Here is a 20,145-nt window from a genome sequence, read left to right as displayed (position 1 = left end):
GCCGGGGTACTCGCCCGGCCCCGGTCAGCGCAGCACGTCGGTGAACCAAGGAGCGCAGATGACCCCTGCGGACAGGTCCGGCCTGGAGGCGGCTCTCCACGCCGAGGTGGACGGCGAGGTCCGCTTCGACGCGGGCAGCCGCGGAGCCTACGCCACGGACGCTTCCAACTACCGGCAGATCCCGATCGGCGTCGTCGTGCCCCGCACCGTGGAGGCGGCCGCCCGCGCCGTGTCGGTGTGCGCGCGCTTCGAGGCGCCCGTCCTCTCCCGGGGCGGCGGCACCGGCCTCGCGGGACAGACGACCAACACCGCCGTGGTGATCGACTGGACCAAGTACTGCACCGGCGTGCTCTCCGTCGACCCCGACCGGCGCACCTGCGTGGTGGAACCCGGCATCGTCCTGGACGAACTCAACCGCCGACTGGCACGGTACAAGCTCCAGTTCGGACCGAAGCCGGCCACCCACAGCCACTGCGCGCTCGGCGGCATGATCGGCAACAACTCCTGCGGCGCCTCCGCCCAGGCCTACGGCAAGACCGTCGACAACGTCCGCCGACTGGAGATCCTCACCTACGACGGGCAGCGCGCCTGGGTCGGTCCCACCCCGCCCGACGAGCGTGAGCGGATCATCGCGGGCGGCGGCCGGCTCGCCGAGATCTACGCCGGCCTGGACCGCGTCTCCACCGAGTACCTGGCCGACATCCGCCGCGGCTACCCGAAGATCCCGCGCCGCGTCTCCGGCTACAACCTCGACTCCCTGCTGCCCGAGAACGGCTTCGACGTGGCCAAGGCGCTGGTCGGCAGCGAGGGCACCCTGGTGACCGTCCTGCGCGCCGAACTCGACCTCGTGCCCGTGCCGGCGTACCAGTCCCTGCTCGTCCTCGGCTACGACGACATCTGCGCCGCCGCCGACGACGTACCGCGCCTGCTGGAGCACGGCGACCCCACCCAACTGGAGGCCCTGGACGGCCGGATGGCCCAGCTGATGCGCGAGGAGGGCGCCTACCTGGAGTCGCTCGCCGTGCTGCCCGAGGGCGACAGCTGGCTGCTGGTGCAGTACAGCGGCGACAGCCAGGAGGACGTCGACGCACAGGCACACGCCCTGCTGCACGCCCTCGGCCGCGACGAGAAGGACCGCAACGTCGCCTTCTCCGACGACCCGGAACGCGAGCAGCGGATGCTCAAGGCCCGCGAGGCAGGGCTCGGCGTGACCGCCCGCCCGCCGGACGACCGGGAGACCTGGGAGGGCTGGGAGGACTCCGCCGTACCGCCCGAACGGCTCGGCGACTATCTGCGCGACCTGAAGGGCCTGTTCGCCGAGTTCGACTACGGCCGCCCGTCCCTGTACGGCCACTTCGGACAGGGCTGCGTCCACACCCGCATCCCCTTCGGCCTGCGCACCGCCGAGGGCGTGGCGCGCTTCCGGCGGTTTTTGGAGCGCGCCGCCGACCTCGTCGCCTCCTACGGCGGCTCCCTGTCCGGCGAACACGGGGACGGCCAGTCCCGGGGCGAACTGCTCACCCGGATGTTCGGGCCGCGGCTCGTGACCGCGTTCGGCGAACTGAAGGCGCTCTTCGACCCCGGCAACCGGATGAACCCCGGCAAGATCGTCCACCCCAACCCGGTCGACGGACAACTGCGGCTCGGCCCCACCTGGCGGCCCGCCACTCCCGCCACCCACTTCGGCTTCCCCGAGGACGATCACTCCTTCGACCGCGCGGTGATGCGCTGCGTCGGCATCGGCAACTGCCGCGGCCACTCCGGCGGCGTCATGTGCCCCTCCTACCGGGCCACCATGGAGGAGGAGCACTCCACCCGCGGCCGGGCCCGGCTGCTGTTCGAGATGCTCGGCGGGCACCCGGACTCCGCGATCGGGGACGGCTGGCGCTCCACCGCCGTCCACGACGCCCTCGATCTCTGCCTGGCCTGCAAGGGCTGCAAGTCGGACTGCCCGACCGGCGTCGACATGGCCACGCTCAAGGCCGAGTTCCTCTCCCATCACTACGCGGGCCGCAAGCGCCCCATGGCCCACTACTCCATGGGCTGGCTCCCGCTGTGGGCCCGGCTCAGCCGCACCGCCCCGCGGCTGGTGAACGCCGCGCTGCACGCGCCCGGCCTGGCCGGCCTCGGCAAGCGGCTCGCCGGCGTCGACGCCGCCCGCCGGGCCCCGGTGTTCGCCGAGGAGTCCTTCGTCCAGTGGTGGCGGGCCCGCGGCCGGCCGGAGCCGGACCCCGCCGACCCGCGCACGGTCGTCCTGTGGCCCGACACCTTCAGCACCTACTTCCATCCCGCCATCGCCCGGTCCGCCGTCCGCGTCCTCGAGGACGCCGGCTTCCACGTCGCCGTCCCCACCGAACCGGTGTGCTGCGGACTGACCTGGATCTCCACCGGCCAGCTCGCCACCGCCAAGAAGATGCTGACCCGCACCCTCGGCGTGCTGCGGCCCTATCTGGAGGCCGGCACGCCGGTCATCGGCCTGGAACCCTCCTGCACGGCCGTCTTCCGCGCCGACGCCCCCGAACTCATGCCCGACGACCAGGACGTCCGGCGGCTGGCCGGCCAGGTGCGGACCTTCGCCGAACACCTGATCCACCACGCCCCCGACTGGCAGCCGCCGCGACTGGCCCGGCAGGCCACCGTGCAGACCCACTGCCACCAGCACGCCGTCATGAAGTTCGACGCCGACCGCGAACTGATGCGCCGCGCCCACCTCGACGCCGAGGTGCTCGACGAGGGCTGCTGCGGCCTGGCCGGCAACTTCGGCTTCGAGCGCGGCCACCACGAGGTGTCCATGGCCGTCGGCGAACTGGGCGTCCTGCCCGCCGTGCGCGCCGCCGCCCCGGACAGCCTGGTCGTCGCCGACGGCTTCAGCTGCCGCACCCAGATCGAACAGGGCGGCACCGGCCGGCGCGCGCTGCACCTCGCCGAGGTCCTCGCGCTCGCCCTGGACGGCAACCTGCCCGGCGACCGCCCCGAACGCCTGGCCGTCCGCCCCGACGAGCCGTCCCGCGGGGCCGCCTGGGCGACCACCGCCTCCGTGGCCGCCCTCGCCGCGGGCAGCGCCGCCGTCGTCAGCGGGCTGCGCCGGTCCCGGAGGCGACCATGAGCGACCAGCCGGCCGTAGACGCGGCCGACACCGCCGTCTACACCGTGCCCACCGACGCGCCCGAGGCGGACGGCACACTCGCCTGGGACAGGACCACCCTCGTCCTGGTCACCGTCCGCTCCGGCACCACCACCGGGCTCGGCTACACCTACGCGCCCGCCGCCACCGCCCACCTCGTGCGCGAACTGCTCGCCGGCAGCGTCACCGGCCTGTCCGCGTACGACGTGCCGCGCGCCAACGAGCGGATGTGCCGGGCCGTGCGCAACGCCGGACTGCCCGGCCTGGCCGCCCAGGCGATCGCCGCCGTCGACATCGCCCTGTGGGACCTCAAGGCCCGCCTGCTCGGCCTGCCCCTCGTCCGGCTGCTCGGCGCCGCCCGCACCGACGTGCCCGTCTACGGCAGCGGTGGCTTCACCACCTACGACGCCGGCCGGCAGGAACGCCAGCTGCGCGGCTGGGCCGAGGAACAGGGCATCCCCCGCGTCAAGATCAAGATCGGGGAGTCGTGGGGCGCGCGGCAGGACCGCGACCTCGAACGCGTCGCCCTGGCGCGGGCGGCCGTCGGCGACACGGCCGAGCTGTACGTGGACGCCAACGGCGGCTACACCGGCGGCCAGGCGGTACGGGTCGCGGGCGCGCTCGCCGACCAGGGCGTCACCTGGTTCGAGGAACCCGTCTCCTCCGACCACCTCACCGTCCTCGCCGGCATCCGAAACAGCATCCCCCTCGACGTGGCCGCCGGCGAATACGGCTACACCCTGCCGTACTTCGAGCACATGCTGGCCGCCGGAGCCGTCGACTGCCTCCAGGCCGACATCACCCGGTGCGGCGGCATCACCGTCTGGCTGCGCGCCGCCGCGCTCGCCCAGGCGCGCGGGATCGACGTCTCCGGTCACTGCGCGCCCCACGCCCACGCGCACGCTGCCGCCGCCGTGCCCAACCTGCGCCATCTGGAGTGGTTCCACGACCACGTCCGCATCGAACGCCTCCTGTTCGACGGCGTCCTCGATCCGGCCGGCGGCAGCGTCACACCGGGCGCCGACGGGGAACCCGGACTCGGCCTCACGCTCGCCCGGGAGCGCGCGGCGCCGTACCGGGTGGAGTGAGACGGACCGAGCCGCGTCACCGAGCACGTTCGAAAAGGAGAAACCATGCCTCCCACCGTCGTCATCACCGGCGCCAGCGCCGGCATCGGCCGCGCCACCGCCCGCCTGTACGCCCGGCGCGGCGCCGACGTCGTCCTGGTCGCGCGCGGCGAGGGCGGCCTGGAGATGGCGGCCGACGAGGTCGCGGCGCTCGGCGGCCGGCCCCTGACGCATGTGGCCGACGCGTCCGACGCGGCGCAGCTGGAGGCCGCCGCCGAGGCCGCGGAGCAGGCGTTCGGGCCCATCGACATCTGGATCAACTGCGCGTTCTCCACGGTGTTCGCGCCGTTCGAGGAGATCACCGCCGAGGAGTTCGAACGGGTCACCCAGGTGACCTACCTCGGCTTCGTCAACGGCACCCGCACCGCCCTGAAGCGCATGCTGCCGCGCGACCGGGGCACGATCGTGCAGGTCGGCTCCGCGCTCGGCGAGCGGTCCATCCCGCTCCAGTCGGCGTACTGCGGGGCCAAGCACGCCATCAACGGCTTCACCTCCTCCCTGCGCACCGAACTGCTGCACCGCGGCAGCAACGTGCACGTCACCATCGCCCAGATGCCCGCCGTCAACACCCCCCAGTTCCAGTGGGTCCGCTCCCGGCTGTCCAAGCACCCCATGCCGGTCCCGCCGATCTACCAGCCCGAGGTGGCCGCCCGGGGCGTGCTGTACGCGGCCGACCACCCGCGCCGCAAGCAGTACTACGTCGGCGCCTCCACCGTCGCCACCATCTGGGCCAACCGGCTCGTCCCGGCGCTGCTCGACCGCTATCTGGCCCGCACCGGCTTCGACTCCCAGCAGACCGACAGCGTCCCGCCGGCCCACCTGGACAACCTCTTCGAGCCGGTCGACCGCACCCCCGCCGACGACCAGGGCGCGCACGGCGCCTTCGACGACACCTCGCACACCCGCTCCTGGCAGGAGACCCTGGTCCGGCACCCCGCCGCCACCGCCCTCGGCGCCGGCGCCGCCGTGCTCGGCACCACACTCGGCGTGCGCCGCCTCACCGGACGAGCGGCCTAGGGCGACGGCGTGCGCCTCCTGCTCATGTCCGACACCCACCTGCCCAAGCGGGCCAAGCGGCTCCCGGAGCAGCTGCTCGGCGAACTCCCGCACGCGGACGTCGTCCTGCACGCCGGCGACTGGGTCGACACCGCCACCCTGGACCTGCTGGAGAGCCGCAGCCGCCGGCTGATCGGCGTGTACGGCAACAACGACGGCGCCGAGCTGCGCGCCCGGCTGCCCGAGGTGGCCCGTGCCGAACTGGGCGGCCTGCGCTTCGGCGTGGTCCACGAGACCGGCCCCGCCCAAGGGCGCGAGGCCCGCTGCGCGGCCCGCTTCCCGGACCTGGACGTCCTGGTCTTCGGGCACAGCCACATCCCGTGGGACACCACCGCCCCCGGCGGCCTGCGCCTGCTCAACCCCGGCTCCCCGACCGACCGCCGCCGCCAGCCGCACTGCACCTACCTGACGGCGACGGCGGCCGGCGGGACGCTCACGGACGTGACCCTGCACCGGCTGCCCCGGCGGTAGCGGGCACCTGTGCGACGATGCCGGGATGATCTCCAGTGCCGGCATACCCGACGTCGTACCGCGTGGCCGAATGGCGGCTGCCGCGCAGCCCGTCCTCGACCTGCCGGACGGCCTGCGGCTGCGGCCCCGGCGGCCCGAGGACGCCGACGCGCTGCTCGCCGCCGGGCAGGACCCCGCCGTCCGGCGGTGGAACCGGTTCATCGTGGCCGACGCCGGAGAGGCCCGCGCCCGGATCGCCCGGATGCGCGAGCGGTGGCGGGCCGAGACCGGCGCGGTGCGGGCCCTCGCCCGGCCGGACGCCTCGGCCTGGGCGGCGTCGACCTCGCGGGCGGCGGCGCCGAACTCGTCCACTGGCTGCTGCCCCCGTCCCGCGGCGCCGGCCTCGCCGTCACGGCGGCCCGCCGGCTGACCCGATGGGCCCTGGACGACCTGGGCCCGCACCGGCTGCGACTGTGCCACTCCACGGCCGACCCCGCGTCCTGCCGCGTCGCGGAGCGCTCCGGTTTCCGCTACGAGGGCACCCAGCGCAGCGCCCTCCTGCACGCGGACGGCTGACACGACCGGCACCTGCCCGCACGGGTGTCCGGAGACCCCGGGTAGCCTCCCGGGCGCACGCCGAATCCGCTCTCAGCCGTGCCCGTGCTGGTACAGACAATGATCACGATCCGCGCTGCTCGTGGCACCCGCAAGCTCTCGCAGGAGGAACCGGCCCCACCCGGCGGGCCGGAGAGGAGCCGCCACGGCGTCCTCGGCGGACCTGTTCGCCGCGGCGCGGGCCGAGTCGGCCGCTTCTGGCGGTGGTGTGGCCTCCGGGAGTGAGTGGGGCACCCCGGAGGCCACGTTCTGATGGCGCGTCAGCCGCCGTTCGGGCCGGTCCAGTCGGCCCGCACACGACCCAGCCGGACGCGCTGCGGATGGTCGCCGACGGGGATCGAGGTCACCTTCCGGCCGGTGGCGAAGTCGATCGCCGTCACCTGGTCGGCGCCGCTCTCGGAGACGACACAGTCCTTGCCGTCCCCGCTGACCGTCGCCCAGTACGGCTTGGCGGCCGGTACCAGCGGTCCCTCCTGGAGCGAGGCCCGGTCGACCACGGTCGCGTAGTCGTCCATGGTGCCCGCGACGCACAGCTTGGTGCCCTGGGGGTTCATCGAGATCCCGTGGTGGCGCGAGTCGTTGACCCAGGTGGTGCGGTCCTCGCTGGTCGCCGGGTTCTTCGGCAGCGTCTTCATCCGGGTGATCTTGTCGGTGGCGACGTCGTACTCGAAGAAGCCGTTGAAGAACGACACCTGGAAGTAGAGCTTGGACTCGTCGGGGGAGAACACGGCCGGGCGGACCGCGTCGGAGAAGTCCTTCAGGCCGAACGCGTCCAGCCGCTGCCGCATGTCGATGACCTTGACCTGCTGGAACGTCGTGGCGTCCACGACCGTGATGTGCCGGTCGCCCTTGGTCCAGTCCCAGCCGGGCCCGTCCAGGTCGGTGTTGACGTCGCCGATGGACATGTTCCAGAGGTACTTGCCGTCCTTGGTGAAGACGTTCTCGTGCGGCTTGGCGCCGGTCTTGAACGACCCCAGTTGCCGGCCGGTGGCGATGTCGAGCACATGCACGGTGTCGGCGGTGGACGCGGAGACCGCCACCCGGGTGCCGTCCGGGGAGACCGCCATGTGGTCGGCGCGGTAACCGGCCACCGGGAACCGCCAGTTGACCGCGCCGGTGGCCAGATCGATGGAGACCACGTCCGCGAAGCTCGGCCGGGACACCACCACCGACCGGCCGTCCGGGGTGGAGTACATGTCGTCGGCGAACTGGTCGTGCCCTTCGCCGACGCTGTTGCGGATCGCCTGGAAGTAGATCCACTTGATCGGGTCCGCGTTGATCTCCGCCATCCGCGCGGCCTTGTCCGGGACGACGCTGATCCGGCCGACCTTCGCGTAGTCGCCGGAGGACCGGATCACATCGGCGGTGCCGTCCCAGTTGTTGCCGACGAAGAGCACCTCGCGCAGGCCGTCGGGAGCGGCGGAACGCGCGGAGGCGGCGGCCGCCGGCCCGGCGACGGCCAGGGCGAGGGCGACGGCCATGGAGCACAGGTGCCTGGTTCTGGAGGCAGCCATGACGGCTCTCTTTCCTCGGGGAAAGTCGGGGGAAGTCCGGGGATCTGAACACGGCCGCATTCACAATGAACTTACTGAAAAGTAAGGAAGGGGCGGCCTTCTCGACAAGATGCGTGCACGACAAGATTGGTGGACCGGCGGGATGACGGAGGGGGACGCGTTGGGCGGCAGGCTCAGAGCGCCGACGGGACGCTACGGCGGCCGGTCCGCCGAGGAACGGCAGGCCGAGCGGCGCCGCCGCTTCCTCGACGCGGCGCTGCGCCTGTTCGGCGACACCCCCGGCTACCGCGGCACCACCGTCGCCGCCCTCAGCCAGGCCGCCGGCCTGTCCACCCGCCAGTTCTACGAGGAGTTCCGCACCCTGGAGGACGTCCTGGCCGCACTGCACCTCCAGGTCAACGCCTGGGCCGAACAGGCCGTCCTGGACGCGCTCGCCGAAGCCGACGCCGACGGCTCGGCGCTGGCCGACCGCGTCACCACCCTCTTCCGGGCCTACGCCCGCGACATCACCTCCGACCCGCGCCGCATCCGGATCGCCTTCATGGAGATCATCGGAGTCAGCCCCCGCCTGGAGGAGCAGCGCCTGGCCCGCCGCGCCCGCTGGGTCGACCTCATCCGTGCCGAGGCGGACGCGGCCGTGGCCCGCGGACAGGCGGCGCCGCGCGACTACCGCCTGGCGGCCACCGCCTTCATCGGCAGCGTCAACGGGCTGCTGCACGACTGGACGGCCGGCTGGGTGGACGCCACGCTCGACGAGGTGGTGGACGAACTGGTCCGGCTGCTGCTGGGCATGCTCCGGCCGGAGGGCTGGCGCCCCGGTTCCGGCTGAGACGGCGTACGCGCAGGCCGGCGGGGGTGCGGACCGGCTCGGCGCGCGTGATCGGGCCGGAGCTGGTCTGCTGGGGGTGAAGGCCGTCGCCCCGTTTCCCGGAGAGCGCCATGAGTACCTACCGAGTCGCCCAGGTGACCGCCCCCGACGGCACCTTCGAACTCGCCGAGCGGGAGATCCGGCCGCCGGGACCCGGCCTGGTGCGGATCGCCGTGGAGGCGTGCGGGATCTGCCACAGCGACGCCCTCTTCGTCGGCGGCGGACTGCCGGGCGTGACCTTTCCCGAGGTCCCCGGGCACGAGATCGCCGGGCGGATCGAGGAACTGGGCGAGGGCACTCGGGAGCGCGGCTGGAGCGTCGGCGACCGGGTGGCCGTCGGCTGGTTCGGCGGCAGCTGCGGCCACTGCCCGCCCTGCCGCCGGGGCGACTTCATCGTGTGCACCGCCCTGAAGGTCCCCGGATGGACCTACGACGGCGGCTTCGGCGAGCGGACGACCGTACCCGTCGACGCCCTGGCCCGGATCCCCGACACGCTCTCCGCGGCCGACGCCGGGCCCCTGGCCTGCGCGGGCGTGACCACGTACAACGGGCTGCGGCGCGGTCCGGCCGAGCCGGGCGACCTGGTCGCGGTGCTCGGCCTCGGCGGCCTCGGCCACCTCGGCGTGCAGTACGCGGTGGCGATGGGCTTCGAGACCGTGGCGATCGCCCGGGGCGCCGAGAAGGCCGACTTCGCCCGGCGGCTCGGCGCCCACCACTACGTCGACAGCACGGCACCGGTCCCGGTGGCCGAGGCGCTGGGCTCCCTCGGCGGAGCGAAGGCCGTACTGGCCACCGCCGGCAGCTCCGAGGCCATCACGGCGACCGTGGACGGCCTGGCCCCGCGCGGCGAACTGACCGTCATCGGCGCCACCCCGGAGCCGCTGGGCATCAGCCCGGTGCAACTGATCATGAGCGGGCGGGTCGTCCGCGGACATCCCTCCGGCACCGCGCGGGACGTCGAGGACACCATGGCCTTCAGCGCCCTGCACGGCATCCGCCCGATGACCGAGACGGTGCCGCTGGAGCGGGCCGGGGAGGCGTACGCCAAGATGCTCGCCGGCGCCGCCCGCTTCCGCATGGTGCTCACCACCGGCTGAGACCCTGGTCCCGTTTCAGCCGGCGAGCCGCTCCAGGGCGGCCAGCACCGGGGCCGTGCCGTCCTCGCCCCGGATCCGGGCGCCCAGGGACTCGGCGCGGCGCCGGTACGCCGGGTCCCGGGCGGCCCGGGACAGCGCCGAGGCCAGCGCGTCCGCGCTCAGCCGGCGCAGCGGTACGACGGCCGGGGCGACCCCCAGCGCCACCAGCCGGGCGGACCAGAACCCGGCGTCGAACTGCACCGGCACCAAGACCGCCGGCACCCCGGCGCGCAGCCCCGCCGCCGTGGTGCCCGCGCCCGCGTGATGGACCACGGCGGCCATGCGCGGAAACAGCAGCGAGTGCGGCACCTCGCCGATGGTCAGCATGTCGTCCCCGTCGGCCGCCAGCCCGCCCCAGCCGCGCTGGATCACCCCGCGCAGCCCGGCCCGCCTGAGCGCGGTCACCACCCGCGCACTCAGCCGCCCGGCGTCCGGCACGGTGGCACTGCCCAGCCCGACGAACACCGGCGGCGGCCCGGCCTCGATGAACTCCCGTACGTCCTCGGGAAGTCGCTCCTCGGTGTCGTACGGCCACCAGTAGCCGCCCACCTCCAGGCCCGCCCGCCAGTCGGCGGGCCGGGGCACCACCAAGGGACTGAAGCCGTGGTGCACCGGCCAGTGCCGCCGCTCCCGGGACCGCCGCGCGGCACCGGTGCCCAGCCGGGGCAGGCCGAGCCGCGCGCGCAGGGCCGGCACGGCACCGGAGAAGACATGCTCCACGGCGAGGCCCACCCCGTGCCCGGCGAGCCGGTTCACCGCCCCGCCCCAGGCCCCGCCGCCGAGCATCGGCGGAGCGAACTCCCGCGTGGCCGTGAGCGGTTGCAGATACACGCCCAGGCTGGGCAGCCGCAGTCCCTCGGCGATGGTGTGCCCGAGCGGGGCCACCGAGGCGGACAGCAGCAGCACGTCACTGTCCCGCGCCGCGTCGAGCAAATCCTCGGTCATCCGTCCCACCACGTGCCGGGCCAGCTCCACCACGCGCAGCAGCTTCCCGGGCCCGCTGGCGCTGCGGTGCAGGCCCCGGCCGCGCGGGGACTCCAGTTCCGCCCGCGGATCCACCGGCAGCGGGTGGAACCGCACCCCCGACCCCGCCACCAGCGGCTCGAAGCGGCCGTGGGTGACCAGCGTGACGTCGTGCCCGGCCAGCGCGAGCCGGTGCCCGAGCCCGGTGTACGGGGCGGCGTCGCCCCGGGAACCCGCCGTCATGATCGCAACACGCACGCCGGCCAGTATGACCGGTTCCGCCGTTCCGGCACCCGTGCGCCCGCGTGATTGTCCGGTACACGTCCACACGCCCGTGTCAACGGACACCGGCCGGCAGTGGGCCGTCAGGCGCGGGCGCGGCGCCCGGTACCGGCCGGCGCCGGGACCCGGCCTCGGGCCGTCCGGGCCGGGCCCGCGCGTGCGGCGGCGAGGGCACCCGGCGGATGCTGCTCCTAGACGCGCGCGCCGGCGCCGTCCCCGGCCCGCGGACCACCTTCACCCGCGTCATCCCCGGGTACGGCGGGACCACAGCGCCCGGACGCGCCGGTCCCGCGTCGCCCCTACGCCCCGAGTTGCCGGGCCGCGGCCGTCACCGTCTGCTCCAGCAGCGTGGCGATCGTCATCGGGCCGACGCCGCCCGGCACCGGCGTGATCAGCGAGGCCCGCTCCACGGCCGAGTCGAAGTCGACGTCGCCCACGTTCCCCGGGTTGTAGCCCGCGTCGATCACGACCGCGCCCGGCTTGACGTCCTGCCCCCGGATCAGCCGCGGCCGGCCCACCGCCGCCACGACGATGTCGGCCTCGCGGACCGCCGCCGACAGGTCCCGGGTGCGCGAGTGGCAGTACGTCACGGTCGCGTCCCGGGCCAGCAGCAGCATGCCCACCGGCTTGCCGAGGATCGCGCTGCGGCCCACCACCACGGCCCGCTTCCCGGCCGGGTCGACGCCGTACTCGTCCAGCAACCGCACGATGCCGCCCGGCGTGCAGGAGACGAAGCCCGGCAGTCCGAAGCTCATCGTGGCGAACGAGGCGAAGGTGACACCGTCCACGTCCTTCTCCGGCGCGATCGCCTCGAACGCGGCCCGCTCGTCGATGTGGTCGCCCACCGGATGCTGGAGCAGGATGCCGTGCACGCCCGGATCGGCCGACAACTCCCGCAGCGTGCCGACGAGACCGTCCGTCGTGGTGGTGGCCGGCAGCGCGACGTGCCGGGAGGTGATGCCGGCCTTGCGGCAGCGGTTCTGCTTCATGCGGACGTAGGTCACGGACGCCGGGTCCTCACCGACCAGCACGGTCGCGAGACACGGCGCGGTGCCGGTGCGGCCGGTGAGATCGGCGGCCCGGCGCGCGGTCTCCTCCACGATGCGGCGGGCGAGCGCGGTGCCGTCCATCAGACGGGCGGCCTGGGTCCGGGTCATGCTGCACACTCCTGGGCTGGATCGGCTCTTGTCGCCCAGGCGCGCGGCTGTCTCAATGGACCGCTCCCCGGTGGTACTCCACCTCAGCGCCAGTCACGGCCCGCTCACAGCGTAACCGAGTGTGTGTACGACCCTCGGGCCGCCCTTCCTCCGGTACCGGCCGGGCCTGGTCGTCTAGTCGTCCCAGACCTGGATGACCAGCTGGTCGGCGATTCTGCCGTCCCGCAGGGTGAGCATCGACTCGGCGACGACCCGGGTGCCGTCCGCGTACTCGCAGGACTCGCTGTAGGCGGCCCGGTCACCCTGGATGACGCACTGCTCCAGCCGGTGCGTCATGTCGCGGTGGTAGATGTCGTCCAGCAGCTCGGCGATCTGGGCCCGGCCGCGCAGCACCGTGGGGTGACTGGGCTGGTGGTCGCGGTCCACGATGCGGATCCGCGCGTCGTCCGCGTAGAGCGACAGCAGCGTGTTGCCGGTGTTGCCCTCTATGCCCCGGCGCAGTGTCTCGGTGTCGAAGGCGGAGCCCGTCGCATCAGTCATGGTGACCTCCTTCAGGCGCCCGCGGCCCGGCCACGAGCGGGCCGCACGGGTCCCCCTGTCGAGACTCCTCCGCCCCGGCGGCCCCGGCAAGCGCGGGCGGCACGCTCCACCTCACGGGTGAGCCGGCTCCGCCGCCCGTGTCCGGCCCGGGCCCCGGGCCGTTGCTGAGGGCATGATCTCCACACGACGCATCGCCGCCGCCGTCGGTCTGGCCGCCGGGATCGCCGGCCTCGCCGCACCGCAGGCGGGCGCGGCGACCACCGGCGCGCCCCTCATCGGAAAGTTCGGCGCGCTGTCCGCGCTGGACTCGCTCACCGCCGGTGACATCCCGGCCCCGCACCGGGACCGCGTGCCGAAGGTCAGCGACCAGGTGCAGGAGCTGAGGCACCTGCGCGAGCTGAACCAGCTGCACCAGCTGGAGCAGGTCATCGCCCCCGCGGCGCCCGTGCTCGGCCTGGTGAACGCCGTTCCCGTCCGCCTCCGCTGACACCCGGCCCGCGCCGCGGCCGACGGCGGCCGGAAGGATGCGCGATCATGTGCGTGATCCGTCCCGCTACCGATCGGTCGCGTCGTAGGGTCGTCGGCGAAGGCATTCGATGAAGGGACAGGCCATGGCGCAGGAAGTACGCGGCGTGATCGCACCGGGCAAGGACGAGCCCGTGCGGATCGAGACGATCGTGGTGCCGGACCCGGGGCCCGGCGAGGCCGTCGTACGCGTCCAGGCCTGCGGGGTCTGCCACACCGATCTGCACTACAAGCAGGGCGGCATCTCCGACGACTTCCCCTTCCTGCTCGGCCACGAGGCCGCCGGTGTCGTGGAGTCGGTCGGCGAGGGCGTCACCGACGTCGCCCCGGGAGACTTCGTCGTCCTCAACTGGCGCGCGGTGTGCGGGCAGTGCCGGGCCTGTCTGCGCGGCCGGCCCTGGTACTGCTTCGACACCCACAACGCCCGGCAGAAGATGACCCTCGCCGCGACCGGCCAGGAGCTGTCCCCGGCGCTCGGCATCGGCGCCTTCGCCGAGAAGACGCTCGTCGCGGCCGGCCAGTGCACCAAGGTCGACCCGGCCGTGTCCCCGGCGGTCGCGGGCCTCCTCGGCTGCGGGGTGATGGCCGGCATCGGCGCCGCGATCAACACCGGCGACGTCGGCCGCGGCGACTCGGTCGCCGTGATCGGCTGCGGCGGTGTCGGCGGCGCGGCCATCGCCGGGTCGAAGCTGGCCGGCGCGGGCCGGATCATCGCCGTCGACATCGACGACCGCAAGCTGGAGACGGCGCGGAGCCTCGGCGCCACGCACACCGTCAACTCCAAGGAGACCGACGCCGTCGAGGCGGTCCGCGAGCTGACCGGCGGCTTCGGAGCCGACGTCGTGATCGAGGCCGTCGGCCGGCCCGAGACCTACCGGCAGGCGTTCTACGCCCGCGACCTGGCCGGCACCGTCGTCCTCGTCGGCGTCCCCACCCCGGACATGAAGCTCGAACTGCCGCTGCTGGACGTCTTCGGCCGCGGCGGCGCCCTGAAGTCGAGCTGGTACGGCGACTGCCTGCCCAGCCGTGACTTCCCCATGCTGATCGACCTGCACCTGCAAGGCCGCCTGCCGCTCGACGCGTTCGTCACCGAGACCGTCGGACTCGACCAGGTGGAGCAGGCGTTCGAGCGGATGCACCACGGTGACGTGCTGCGCTCGGTGGTGGTGCTGTGATGACCGCCCGCGTCGAACGCCTCGTCACCAGCGGCCAGTTCACACTGGACGGCGGCACCTGGGACGTGGAGAACAACGTGTGGCTCGTCGGCGACGACCGGGAGGTGATCGTCATCGACGCCGCCCACGACGCCGAGGCCATCGCCCGCGCCGTCGGCGACCGGCGCCTGACCGCCATCGTGTGCACCCACGCCCACAACGACCACGTCAACGCGGCCCCGGCGCTCGCCGACCTGACCGGCGCCACGATCTGGCTGCACCCCGACGACCTGCCGCTGTGGAAACAGACCCACCCGCACCGCGAACCCGACCGGCACCTCCTCGACGGCCAGGTCATCGAGGCCGCCGGCGCCGACCTCACCGTCCTGCACACTCCCGGACACGCCCCGGGCGCCGTCTGCCTGTACGACCCGGGACTCGGCACCGTGTTCACCGGCGACACCCTCTTCCAGGGCGGACCGGGCGCCACCGGACGCTCCTTCTCGCACTTCCCGACCATCATCGACTCCATCCGCGACCGCCTTCTCGCCCTGCCGTCCGGGACCAAGGTCCTCACCGGCCACGGCGACGCCACCACCATCGGCGCGGAGGCCCCCCACCTCCAGGAGTGGATCGAGCGCGGGCACTGATCGCGGGCCCGTCCCAGAACACCGACAGAAGGTGTCCGGTTTTCCGTTGAGAGTGGGTGCCGCAACCGCAAGGCACGGCACACGGGAGGCAGGACATGACAGGACCGCTGGACGGCAAGGTGGCGCTGGTCGCCGGGGCGACCCGGGGCGCGGGCCGGGGCATCGCCGTGGAACTCGGCGCGGCCGGCGCCACCGTGTACGTCACCGGCCGCAGCACCCGCGCCCGCCGCTCGGAGTACGACCGCCCCGAGACCATCGAGGACACCGCCGACCTCGTCACCGAGGCCGGCGGCCGGGGCATCGCCGTACCGGCCGACCACCTCGACCGGTCCGCGGTACGGCAGCTGGTGGACCGCATCGCGCGGGAGCGGGGCCGCCTCGACGTTCTGGTCAACGACATCTGGGGCGGGGAGAAGCTCTTCGCGTGGGACACCCCCGTGTGGGAACACGACCTCGACAACGGGCTCCGGCTGCTCCGCCTCGCGGTCGAGACCCACGCCGTCACCAGCCACTACGCGCTGCCACTGCTGCTGCGCCGGCCCGGCGGCCTGGTCGTGGAGGTCACCGACGGCACCGCCGAGTACAACCGCGACACCTATCGCGTGAACTTCTTCTACGACCTCGCCAAGACGTCCGTGCTGCGCATGGCCTTCGCCCTCGGCCACGAACTCGGGCCGCGCGGCGCGACGGCGGTGGCGCTGACGCCCGGCTGGATGCGCTCGGAGATCATGCTCGACGCGTACGGCGTGCGCGAGGAGAACTGGCGCGACGCCCTGGAACGCGAACCCCACTTCGCCATCTCCGAGACCCCGCGCTTCACCGGCCGGGCCGTCGCCGCGCTGGCCGCCGACCCGGAGGCGGCCCGGTTCAACGGGCAGTCGCTGTCCAGCGGCGGCCTGGCGAAGACGTACGGCTTCACCGACCTCGACGGCAGCCGCCCGGACGCCTGGCGCTACCTGACCGAGGTCCAGGACCCGGGCAAACCGGCGGACGTCACCGGCTACCGCTGAACTCCGGCTACGCGCCCACGCGGGTCACCGGATGCCGTCGCGTCACCGTGACCGGTGACGCCTCGGCCACCGATGAGGCCGGCTGCCGGGAGAATCCCACGGCCACCCGTGACCCCCTTCGCCCGGCGGCCCCCGGCAACCTCACGGCCACCGCGAAAGCCGGTGCCGTACCGGTGTGTCCGCGCCTCCGAGGACGTACCGTCGGCCCATGACCCATCCAACCCGCTTTACGGGACACGGAGTTCTCGTCACCGGTGCCGCCCGGGGGATCGGTGCCGCCGTCGCCCGGCGGCTCGCGGAGGAGGGCGGTCGGGTGCTGGTGACCGACCGGGACCCGGCCGAGGCCGAGCGGACCGCCGCCGGCCTGCGCCAGGACGGTCTGACCGCCGAGGCGTTCGCCTGTGACGTGGCCGACCGCGCCGCGGTGGAGGCGGCCGTCGCCCGCGCCGTCTTTGCCTTCGGCTCCCTCGACGTGCTGGTCAACTGCGCCGCCCACTGCAGTCCGGACGTCCCGCTGTACGAGGAGGACCCCGACGAGGCCTGGGCACACGACCTGGACGTCACCCTCACCGGCACCCACCGCTGCTGCCGGGCCGCCCTGCCGCACCTCGCCGCCTCCGGACGCGGTGCGATCGTGAGCATCGGCTCCGTCAACGGCCTCCAGGACTTCGGCAACCACGCCTACAGCGCCGCCAAGGCCGGCCTCGGCTCGCTCACCCGGACCCTCGCCGGGCACGCGGCGCACCGGGGCGTGCGGGTCAACCTCGTGGCGCCGGGCACGGTCCGCACCTCGGCGTGGGAAGGACGCGAGGACGCTCTCGACGCCGTCCGCGCCGTGTACCCGCTGGGCAGGGTCGGCGAGCCGGAGGACATCGCCGCCGCCGTCGCCTTCCTCGCCTCGCGCGACGCCGCCTGGATCACCGGGACCACGCTGGTGGTCGACGGCGGTCTGACCGCCGTCAACACCGGCTTCCGTACGGCTGTCGGAGGTAGCTGACGAAACATCAGACGCAAGCCGCCAGCACGCGCAGCACCCGCTCGGTGTCCGCCTCGGTGGTACGCCAGTTGCTGAACGCGGCCCGCAGCCCGGGCACGCCGCCGTACACCGTCGGCGTCACATACGCCTCCCCGGACGCGGCGACCGCCCGGGCCAGCTCCGCCACCCGCTCCTCGGACGGATCCGCGGCGAGCGTGAAGCAGACGACGTTGAGGCGGACCGGCGCCAGCAGGCGCAGGCCCGGCAGGGCCTCGACGCCCGCGCCGAGCCGGCGGGCCAGCGCCACGTTGCGCTCCACGATCTCCCGGTGCCCGGCCCGTCCGTAGGCCACCAGCGAGAACCAGGCCGGCAGGGCCCGCAGCCGGCGCGAGTTCTCCGGGGTCAGATGCAGGAACTCCGGTTCACCGCCGGGCGGTCCCAGATACGGCGAGGCGTTGTGGAACACCGCCACCTGCAGATCGCGGCGCCGGGTGAACTGAACGGCCGCGTCATAGGGCACGTTGAGCCACTTGTGCAGGTCCACACAGACCGAGTCGGCCGCGTCCAGCCCGTCGACCAGGCCTGCGTGCGTGGGGCTGAGCGCCGCGAACGCGCCGAACGCGCCGTCCACGTGCAGCCAGAAGTCGTACCGCTCCTTCAGCGCGGCGATCGCCCGCAGATCGTCGAAGTCGACGGTGTTCACGGTGCCCGCGTTGGCGACGACGATCACCGGCCGGCCCGCCCGCTCGGCCAGCGCCGCCTCCAGCGCGGCCACGTCGACCGCCTCCCGGTTGCCCGGCAGCACCGGCACCCGCCGCAGCCGGTCCCGGCCCAGGCCCAGCACCGACATCGCCTTCGCGACACTGGAGTGCGGGCTGCCCGACAGCACCTCCAGCGGGCCCAGCGCCGCCGCCCCCTGCCGGGCGACGTCCACGCCCAGCCGTTCGCCCGCCCACTCGCGGCCGATGGCGAGCCCGACCGTGTTCGACGCGGTCGCGCCCGTCACGAACGCCCCGCTGTGCGCCGCGCCCAGCCCGAACAGCTCGCGCAGCCACGCCACCGTCTCCCGCTCCAGTTCCCCGGCCCAGGAACCGCCCGCTCCCGACAGGTTCTGGTCGAACGCGGACGTCAGCCAGTCCCCGGCCACGGACGCGGGTGTCGCCCCGCCGGTGACGAAGCCGAGGTAGCGCGGGCCGGCGGAGCCGGAGAAACCGGGCGCCCAGCGTTCGGCGAAGCGCGCGAGGGCACGCTCGCCGCCCACGCCCTCGGCCGGCAGCGGCGCCCGCCCCGGCACCGGGCCCGGCGCGGCGACCGGCCGCCCGGCCAGCCCCGCCACCTCCCGGGCGGCGACATCACGGGCGGCCTGCAGCAGTTCGGGGAGCCGGGCGAGATCACCGGCGAGCACACGGTCCATGCGCCGCACCCTAGGCCGCGGCGACCGCCCCGTGCCTGGTCCACTTCGCCACAAGTGGACCGGTAAAACTGGACCCGTGGACACTGGATTCGTCGCCGCGCTCGGCGACTGGCGCGGCCGGCCCGGCCCCCTCGCCCGGACCCTGGCCGCCGCGGTGAAGGACGCCGTGGTCGACGGCCGGCTCCCGGCCGGCACCCGGCTGCCCTCGGAACGCGAACTGGCCCGCACCCTGCGGCTGAGCCGGGGCACGGTGGTCGCCGCGCTCAGCCTGCTGCGCGCCGACGGCTGGCTGCGCACCCGGCACGGCAGCGGCAGCGCCGTACGCCTGCCCGCCCGCCTCACCGAACGCACCGCCCCCTGGTCCCTCGACCGGGGCGGAGCCCCCGGCGCCGACCTGGACCTCACCCTCGCCGTGACCGCCGCGCCCCACGACGCCTACCGCGCCGCCCTCGCCCGCGCCGCCGAGCTGACCGCGCCGCTGCTCGTGGACTCCGGCGTCGCCACCGCCGGCCTGCCCCGGCTGCGCGCCCTGCTGGCCGACCGCTACACCCGCGCCGGACTCGCCACCCGCCCCGAGCAGATCCTGGTCACCGCCGGTGCCCAGGCCGCCCTCACCCTCCTGCTGGACCAGCTGTACACCGACCGCACCGCGCCCGTGCTGGTGGAGAACCCCGCCTTCCCCGGCGCCCTCGCCGTGCTGCGCGCCCGCCGCGCCCGGCTGCTGCCGGTCCCCGTCTCCGCCACGGACGGCTGGGACATCGCCCACCTCACCGCCGCCGTGCGCCGCCACCGCCCCCGACTCGCCTGCCTGGTGCCGGACTTCCACAACCCGACCGGCGCCCACATGGACCCCGCCGTCCGCCGGGCGGTCGCCGCGCTCGCCGACCGCCACGACCTGACCGTCCTCGCCGACGAGACCCTGCGCGACATCGACCTGAGAACACCGCCCGGCACCGAGCCGCACCTCGCCGGGGCGCGGGTGATCCAGATCGGCTCGGTCAGCAAGACCCTGTGGAGCGGCCTCAGGGTCGGCTGGATCCGGACCACCGCGGACCTCGTACGGCGCCTGCTGCTGCGTCCGCTCCAGGCGCAGCTCGCCCCGCCGCCGCTGGAACAGCTCATCGCGGCCGAACTCCTCGGCGCACCGCTCCCGGCGCTGCTCGCCGACCGCCGCGCCCGGCTGCGCGCCCAGCGCGACCACCTCGCCGGGCTGCTCGCCGATACCGGCTGGACGTACACCGTGCCGGCGGGCGGGCTGAGCCTGTGGCTGCACCTGGGCGGCGCCGGACCGCGCGCCGCCGACCTCGCGGCGAGGGCCGCCGCGCGCGGTCTCGCCCTCACCCCGGGCCCCCGTTTCGCCGCCGACCGCGCCACCCTGAGCCGCCACCTCCGGCTGCCGTTCACGGCCACACCCGAGACCCTCACCCGGGCGGTGGAGCTGCTCAGGGCGTGCGATACGGTCTGAACTTCACCGTTTCGTCACAGCCTGACCGGAACCACAACCATGCCCTCCCCGGCCGGGTCTAGTAGTCCGACACCGCGGGAAATCGCGCTGGAGGAGCACCCGGGAGGACCGGGCGAACC

The 20,145-nt window shown here is 74.2% G+C and carries 18 protein-coding genes, 1 pseudogene and 1 riboswitch; of the genes and pseudogenes, 14 read left to right on the top strand and 5 right to left on the bottom strand.

What is annotated here, in order from left to right:
• The first annotated feature begins 58 nt into the window (after window positions 1-58).
• The 6 genes and pseudogenes from SCK26_RS04460 (at window position 59) to SCK26_RS04440 (ending at window position 6,333) form a co-directional block, all read left to right on the top strand.
• Entirely contained in the window at window positions 59-3,106 is a 3,048-nt protein-coding gene (locus SCK26_RS04460; protein WP_318199936.1) for an FAD-binding and (Fe-S)-binding domain-containing protein, read from the top strand.
• Window positions 3,103-4,212 carry an enolase C-terminal domain-like protein gene (locus SCK26_RS04455; protein WP_318199935.1) on the top strand — a complete coding sequence of 370 codons (1,110 nt, stop codon included), beginning with the start codon at window positions 3,103-3,105 and terminating at the stop codon, window positions 4,210-4,212. The genes SCK26_RS04460 and SCK26_RS04455 overlap by 4 nt, the downstream gene beginning before the upstream one ends.
• Before the next feature lie 45 nt (window positions 4,213-4,257).
• On the top strand, window positions 4,258-5,268 hold the full coding sequence (locus SCK26_RS04450; RefSeq protein WP_318199934.1) for an SDR family oxidoreductase: 1,011 nt from the start codon (window positions 4,258-4,260) through the stop codon (window positions 5,266-5,268).
• A 9-nt stretch (window positions 5,269-5,277) separates the two neighbouring features.
• Window positions 5,278-5,778 (top strand): metallophosphoesterase, encoded by a 501-nt coding sequence (locus SCK26_RS04445; RefSeq protein WP_318199933.1) that lies wholly within the window; start codon window positions 5,278-5,280, stop codon window positions 5,776-5,778.
• A 25-nt stretch (window positions 5,779-5,803) separates the two neighbouring features.
• Window positions 5,804-5,992, top strand: a pseudogene (locus SCK26_RS37915) (GNAT family N-acetyltransferase); the annotation flags it as partial.
• A gap of 38 nt (window positions 5,993-6,030) precedes the next feature.
• A complete protein-coding gene (locus SCK26_RS04440; RefSeq protein ID WP_318199932.1) occupies window positions 6,031-6,333 on the top strand; it encodes a GNAT family protein in 303 nt (100 codons plus the stop codon).
• Between the two features lie 299 nt (window positions 6,334-6,632).
• Here SCK26_RS04440 and SCK26_RS04435 read toward each other — a convergent pair whose 3' ends face one another.
• Entirely contained in the window at window positions 6,633-7,886 is a 1,254-nt protein-coding gene (locus SCK26_RS04435) for a YncE family protein (protein ID WP_318199931.1), read from the bottom strand.
• A 160-nt stretch (window positions 7,887-8,046) separates the two neighbouring features.
• Here SCK26_RS04435 and SCK26_RS04430 point away from each other — a divergent pair, with 160 nt between their 5' ends.
• Both SCK26_RS04430 and SCK26_RS04425 read left to right on the top strand, forming a co-directional pair.
• Entirely contained in the window at window positions 8,047-8,715 is a 669-nt protein-coding gene (locus SCK26_RS04430; protein ID WP_318205909.1) for a TetR/AcrR family transcriptional regulator, read from the top strand.
• 110 nt (window positions 8,716-8,825) lie between these two features.
• A complete protein-coding gene (locus SCK26_RS04425; protein WP_318199930.1) occupies window positions 8,826-9,851 on the top strand; it encodes an alcohol dehydrogenase catalytic domain-containing protein in 1,026 nt (341 codons plus the stop codon).
• 15 nt (window positions 9,852-9,866) lie between these two features.
• Here SCK26_RS04425 and SCK26_RS04420 read toward each other — a convergent pair whose 3' ends face one another.
• The 3 genes from SCK26_RS04420 to SCK26_RS04410 form a co-directional block, all read right to left on the bottom strand.
• Entirely contained in the window at window positions 9,867-11,096 is a 1,230-nt protein-coding gene (locus SCK26_RS04420; RefSeq protein WP_318205908.1) for a glycosyltransferase, read from the bottom strand.
• Between the two features lie 338 nt (window positions 11,097-11,434).
• Complete coding sequence (locus tag SCK26_RS04415) at window positions 11,435-12,292, bottom strand: bifunctional 5,10-methylenetetrahydrofolate dehydrogenase/5,10-methenyltetrahydrofolate cyclohydrolase (protein WP_318199929.1); 858 nt, start codon at window positions 12,290-12,292, stop codon at window positions 11,435-11,437.
• 26 nt (window positions 12,293-12,318) lie between these two features.
• Window positions 12,319-12,399: riboswitch (ZMP/ZTP riboswitch) on the bottom strand.
• Between the two features lie 67 nt (window positions 12,400-12,466).
• Window positions 12,467-12,832, bottom strand: coding sequence for a nuclear transport factor 2 family protein (locus tag SCK26_RS04410; protein ID WP_318199928.1), 366 nt, complete (start codon window positions 12,830-12,832; stop codon window positions 12,467-12,469).
• 172 nt (window positions 12,833-13,004) lie between these two features.
• Here SCK26_RS04410 and SCK26_RS04405 point away from each other — a divergent pair, with 172 nt between their 5' ends.
• The 5 genes from SCK26_RS04405 to SCK26_RS04385 all read left to right on the top strand — a co-directional run bounded on the left by SCK26_RS04405 (window position 13,005) and on the right by SCK26_RS04385 (window position 17,168).
• A complete protein-coding gene (locus SCK26_RS04405; protein WP_318199927.1) occupies window positions 13,005-13,319 on the top strand; it encodes a hypothetical protein in 315 nt (104 codons plus the stop codon).
• Window positions 13,320-13,443: 124 nt separating this feature from the next.
• On the top strand, window positions 13,444-14,532 hold the full coding sequence (locus tag SCK26_RS04400) for an S-(hydroxymethyl)mycothiol dehydrogenase (protein WP_318199926.1): 1,089 nt from the start codon (window positions 13,444-13,446) through the stop codon (window positions 14,530-14,532).
• Window positions 14,532-15,161 (top strand): MBL fold metallo-hydrolase, encoded by a 630-nt coding sequence (locus tag SCK26_RS04395; protein WP_318199925.1) that lies wholly within the window; start codon window positions 14,532-14,534, stop codon window positions 15,159-15,161. Before SCK26_RS04400 ends, SCK26_RS04395 begins: the two co-directional genes overlap by 1 nt.
• A gap of 95 nt (window positions 15,162-15,256) precedes the next feature.
• Window positions 15,257-16,171 carry an SDR family oxidoreductase gene (locus tag SCK26_RS04390; RefSeq protein ID WP_318199924.1) on the top strand — a complete coding sequence of 305 codons (915 nt, stop codon included), beginning with the start codon at window positions 15,257-15,259 and terminating at the stop codon, window positions 16,169-16,171.
• Between the two features lie 208 nt (window positions 16,172-16,379).
• On the top strand, window positions 16,380-17,168 hold the full coding sequence (locus SCK26_RS04385) for an SDR family NAD(P)-dependent oxidoreductase (RefSeq protein WP_318199923.1): 789 nt from the start codon (window positions 16,380-16,382) through the stop codon (window positions 17,166-17,168).
• A 7-nt stretch (window positions 17,169-17,175) separates the two neighbouring features.
• Here the strand turns inward: SCK26_RS04385 and SCK26_RS04380 are convergent, their stop codons facing one another.
• Window positions 17,176-18,561 carry a pyridoxal phosphate-dependent decarboxylase family protein gene (locus SCK26_RS04380; protein WP_318199922.1) on the bottom strand — a complete coding sequence of 462 codons (1,386 nt, stop codon included), beginning with the start codon at window positions 18,559-18,561 and terminating at the stop codon, window positions 17,176-17,178.
• A 76-nt stretch (window positions 18,562-18,637) separates the two neighbouring features.
• On the opposite strand from SCK26_RS04380, the gene SCK26_RS04375 reads away from it, so the two are divergent.
• Window positions 18,638-20,026: a PLP-dependent aminotransferase family protein gene (locus SCK26_RS04375; RefSeq protein ID WP_318199921.1), complete on the top strand. Its 1,389-nt coding sequence runs from the start codon at window positions 18,638-18,640 to the stop codon at window positions 20,024-20,026.
• Window positions 20,027-20,145: the final 119 nt, after the last annotated feature.

Origin of the sequence: Streptomyces sp. SCL15-4, from assembly GCF_033366695.1 — a bacterium.
Lineage (GTDB): Bacteria > Actinomycetota > Actinomycetes > Streptomycetales > Streptomycetaceae > Streptomyces.
Note: the sequence above shows the minus strand (reverse complement) of the source record. Positions and strands in the feature narration are given on the sequence as shown.

Excerpts from the sequence above, each read along its gene's own strand:
- SCK26_RS04390 (WP_318199924.1), top strand. The coding sequence starts at position 15,257 with ATGACAGGACCGCTGGACGGCAAGGTGGCGCTGGTCGCCGGGGCGACC.
- SCK26_RS04380 (WP_318199922.1), bottom strand. The coding sequence starts at position 18,561 with ATGGACCGTGTGCTCGCCGGTGATCTCGCCCGGCTCCCCGAACTGCTG.
- SCK26_RS04460 (WP_318199936.1), top strand. The coding sequence starts at position 59 with ATGACCCCTGCGGACAGGTCCGGCCTGGAGGCGGCTCTCCACGCCGAG.
- SCK26_RS04435 (WP_318199931.1), bottom strand. The coding sequence starts at position 7,886 with ATGGCTGCCTCCAGAACCAGGCACCTGTGCTCCATGGCCGTCGCCCTC.
- SCK26_RS04385 (WP_318199923.1), top strand. The coding sequence starts at position 16,380 with ATGACCCATCCAACCCGCTTTACGGGACACGGAGTTCTCGTCACCGGT.
- SCK26_RS04405 (WP_318199927.1), top strand. The coding sequence starts at position 13,005 with ATGATCTCCACACGACGCATCGCCGCCGCCGTCGGTCTGGCCGCCGGG.
- SCK26_RS04450 (WP_318199934.1), top strand. The coding sequence starts at position 4,258 with ATGCCTCCCACCGTCGTCATCACCGGCGCCAGCGCCGGCATCGGCCGC.
- SCK26_RS04395 (WP_318199925.1), top strand. The coding sequence starts at position 14,532 with ATGACCGCCCGCGTCGAACGCCTCGTCACCAGCGGCCAGTTCACACTG.
- SCK26_RS04425 (WP_318199930.1), top strand. The coding sequence starts at position 8,826 with ATGAGTACCTACCGAGTCGCCCAGGTGACCGCCCCCGACGGCACCTTC.
- SCK26_RS04400 (WP_318199926.1), top strand. The coding sequence starts at position 13,444 with ATGGCGCAGGAAGTACGCGGCGTGATCGCACCGGGCAAGGACGAGCCC.
- SCK26_RS04455 (WP_318199935.1), top strand. The coding sequence starts at position 3,103 with ATGAGCGACCAGCCGGCCGTAGACGCGGCCGACACCGCCGTCTACACC.
- SCK26_RS04415 (WP_318199929.1), bottom strand. The coding sequence starts at position 12,292 with ATGACCCGGACCCAGGCCGCCCGTCTGATGGACGGCACCGCGCTCGCC.
- SCK26_RS04410 (WP_318199928.1), bottom strand. The coding sequence starts at position 12,832 with ATGACTGATGCGACGGGCTCCGCCTTCGACACCGAGACACTGCGCCGG.
- SCK26_RS04420 (WP_318205908.1), bottom strand. The coding sequence starts at position 11,096 with ATGACGGCGGGTTCCCGGGGCGACGCCGCCCCGTACACCGGGCTCGGG.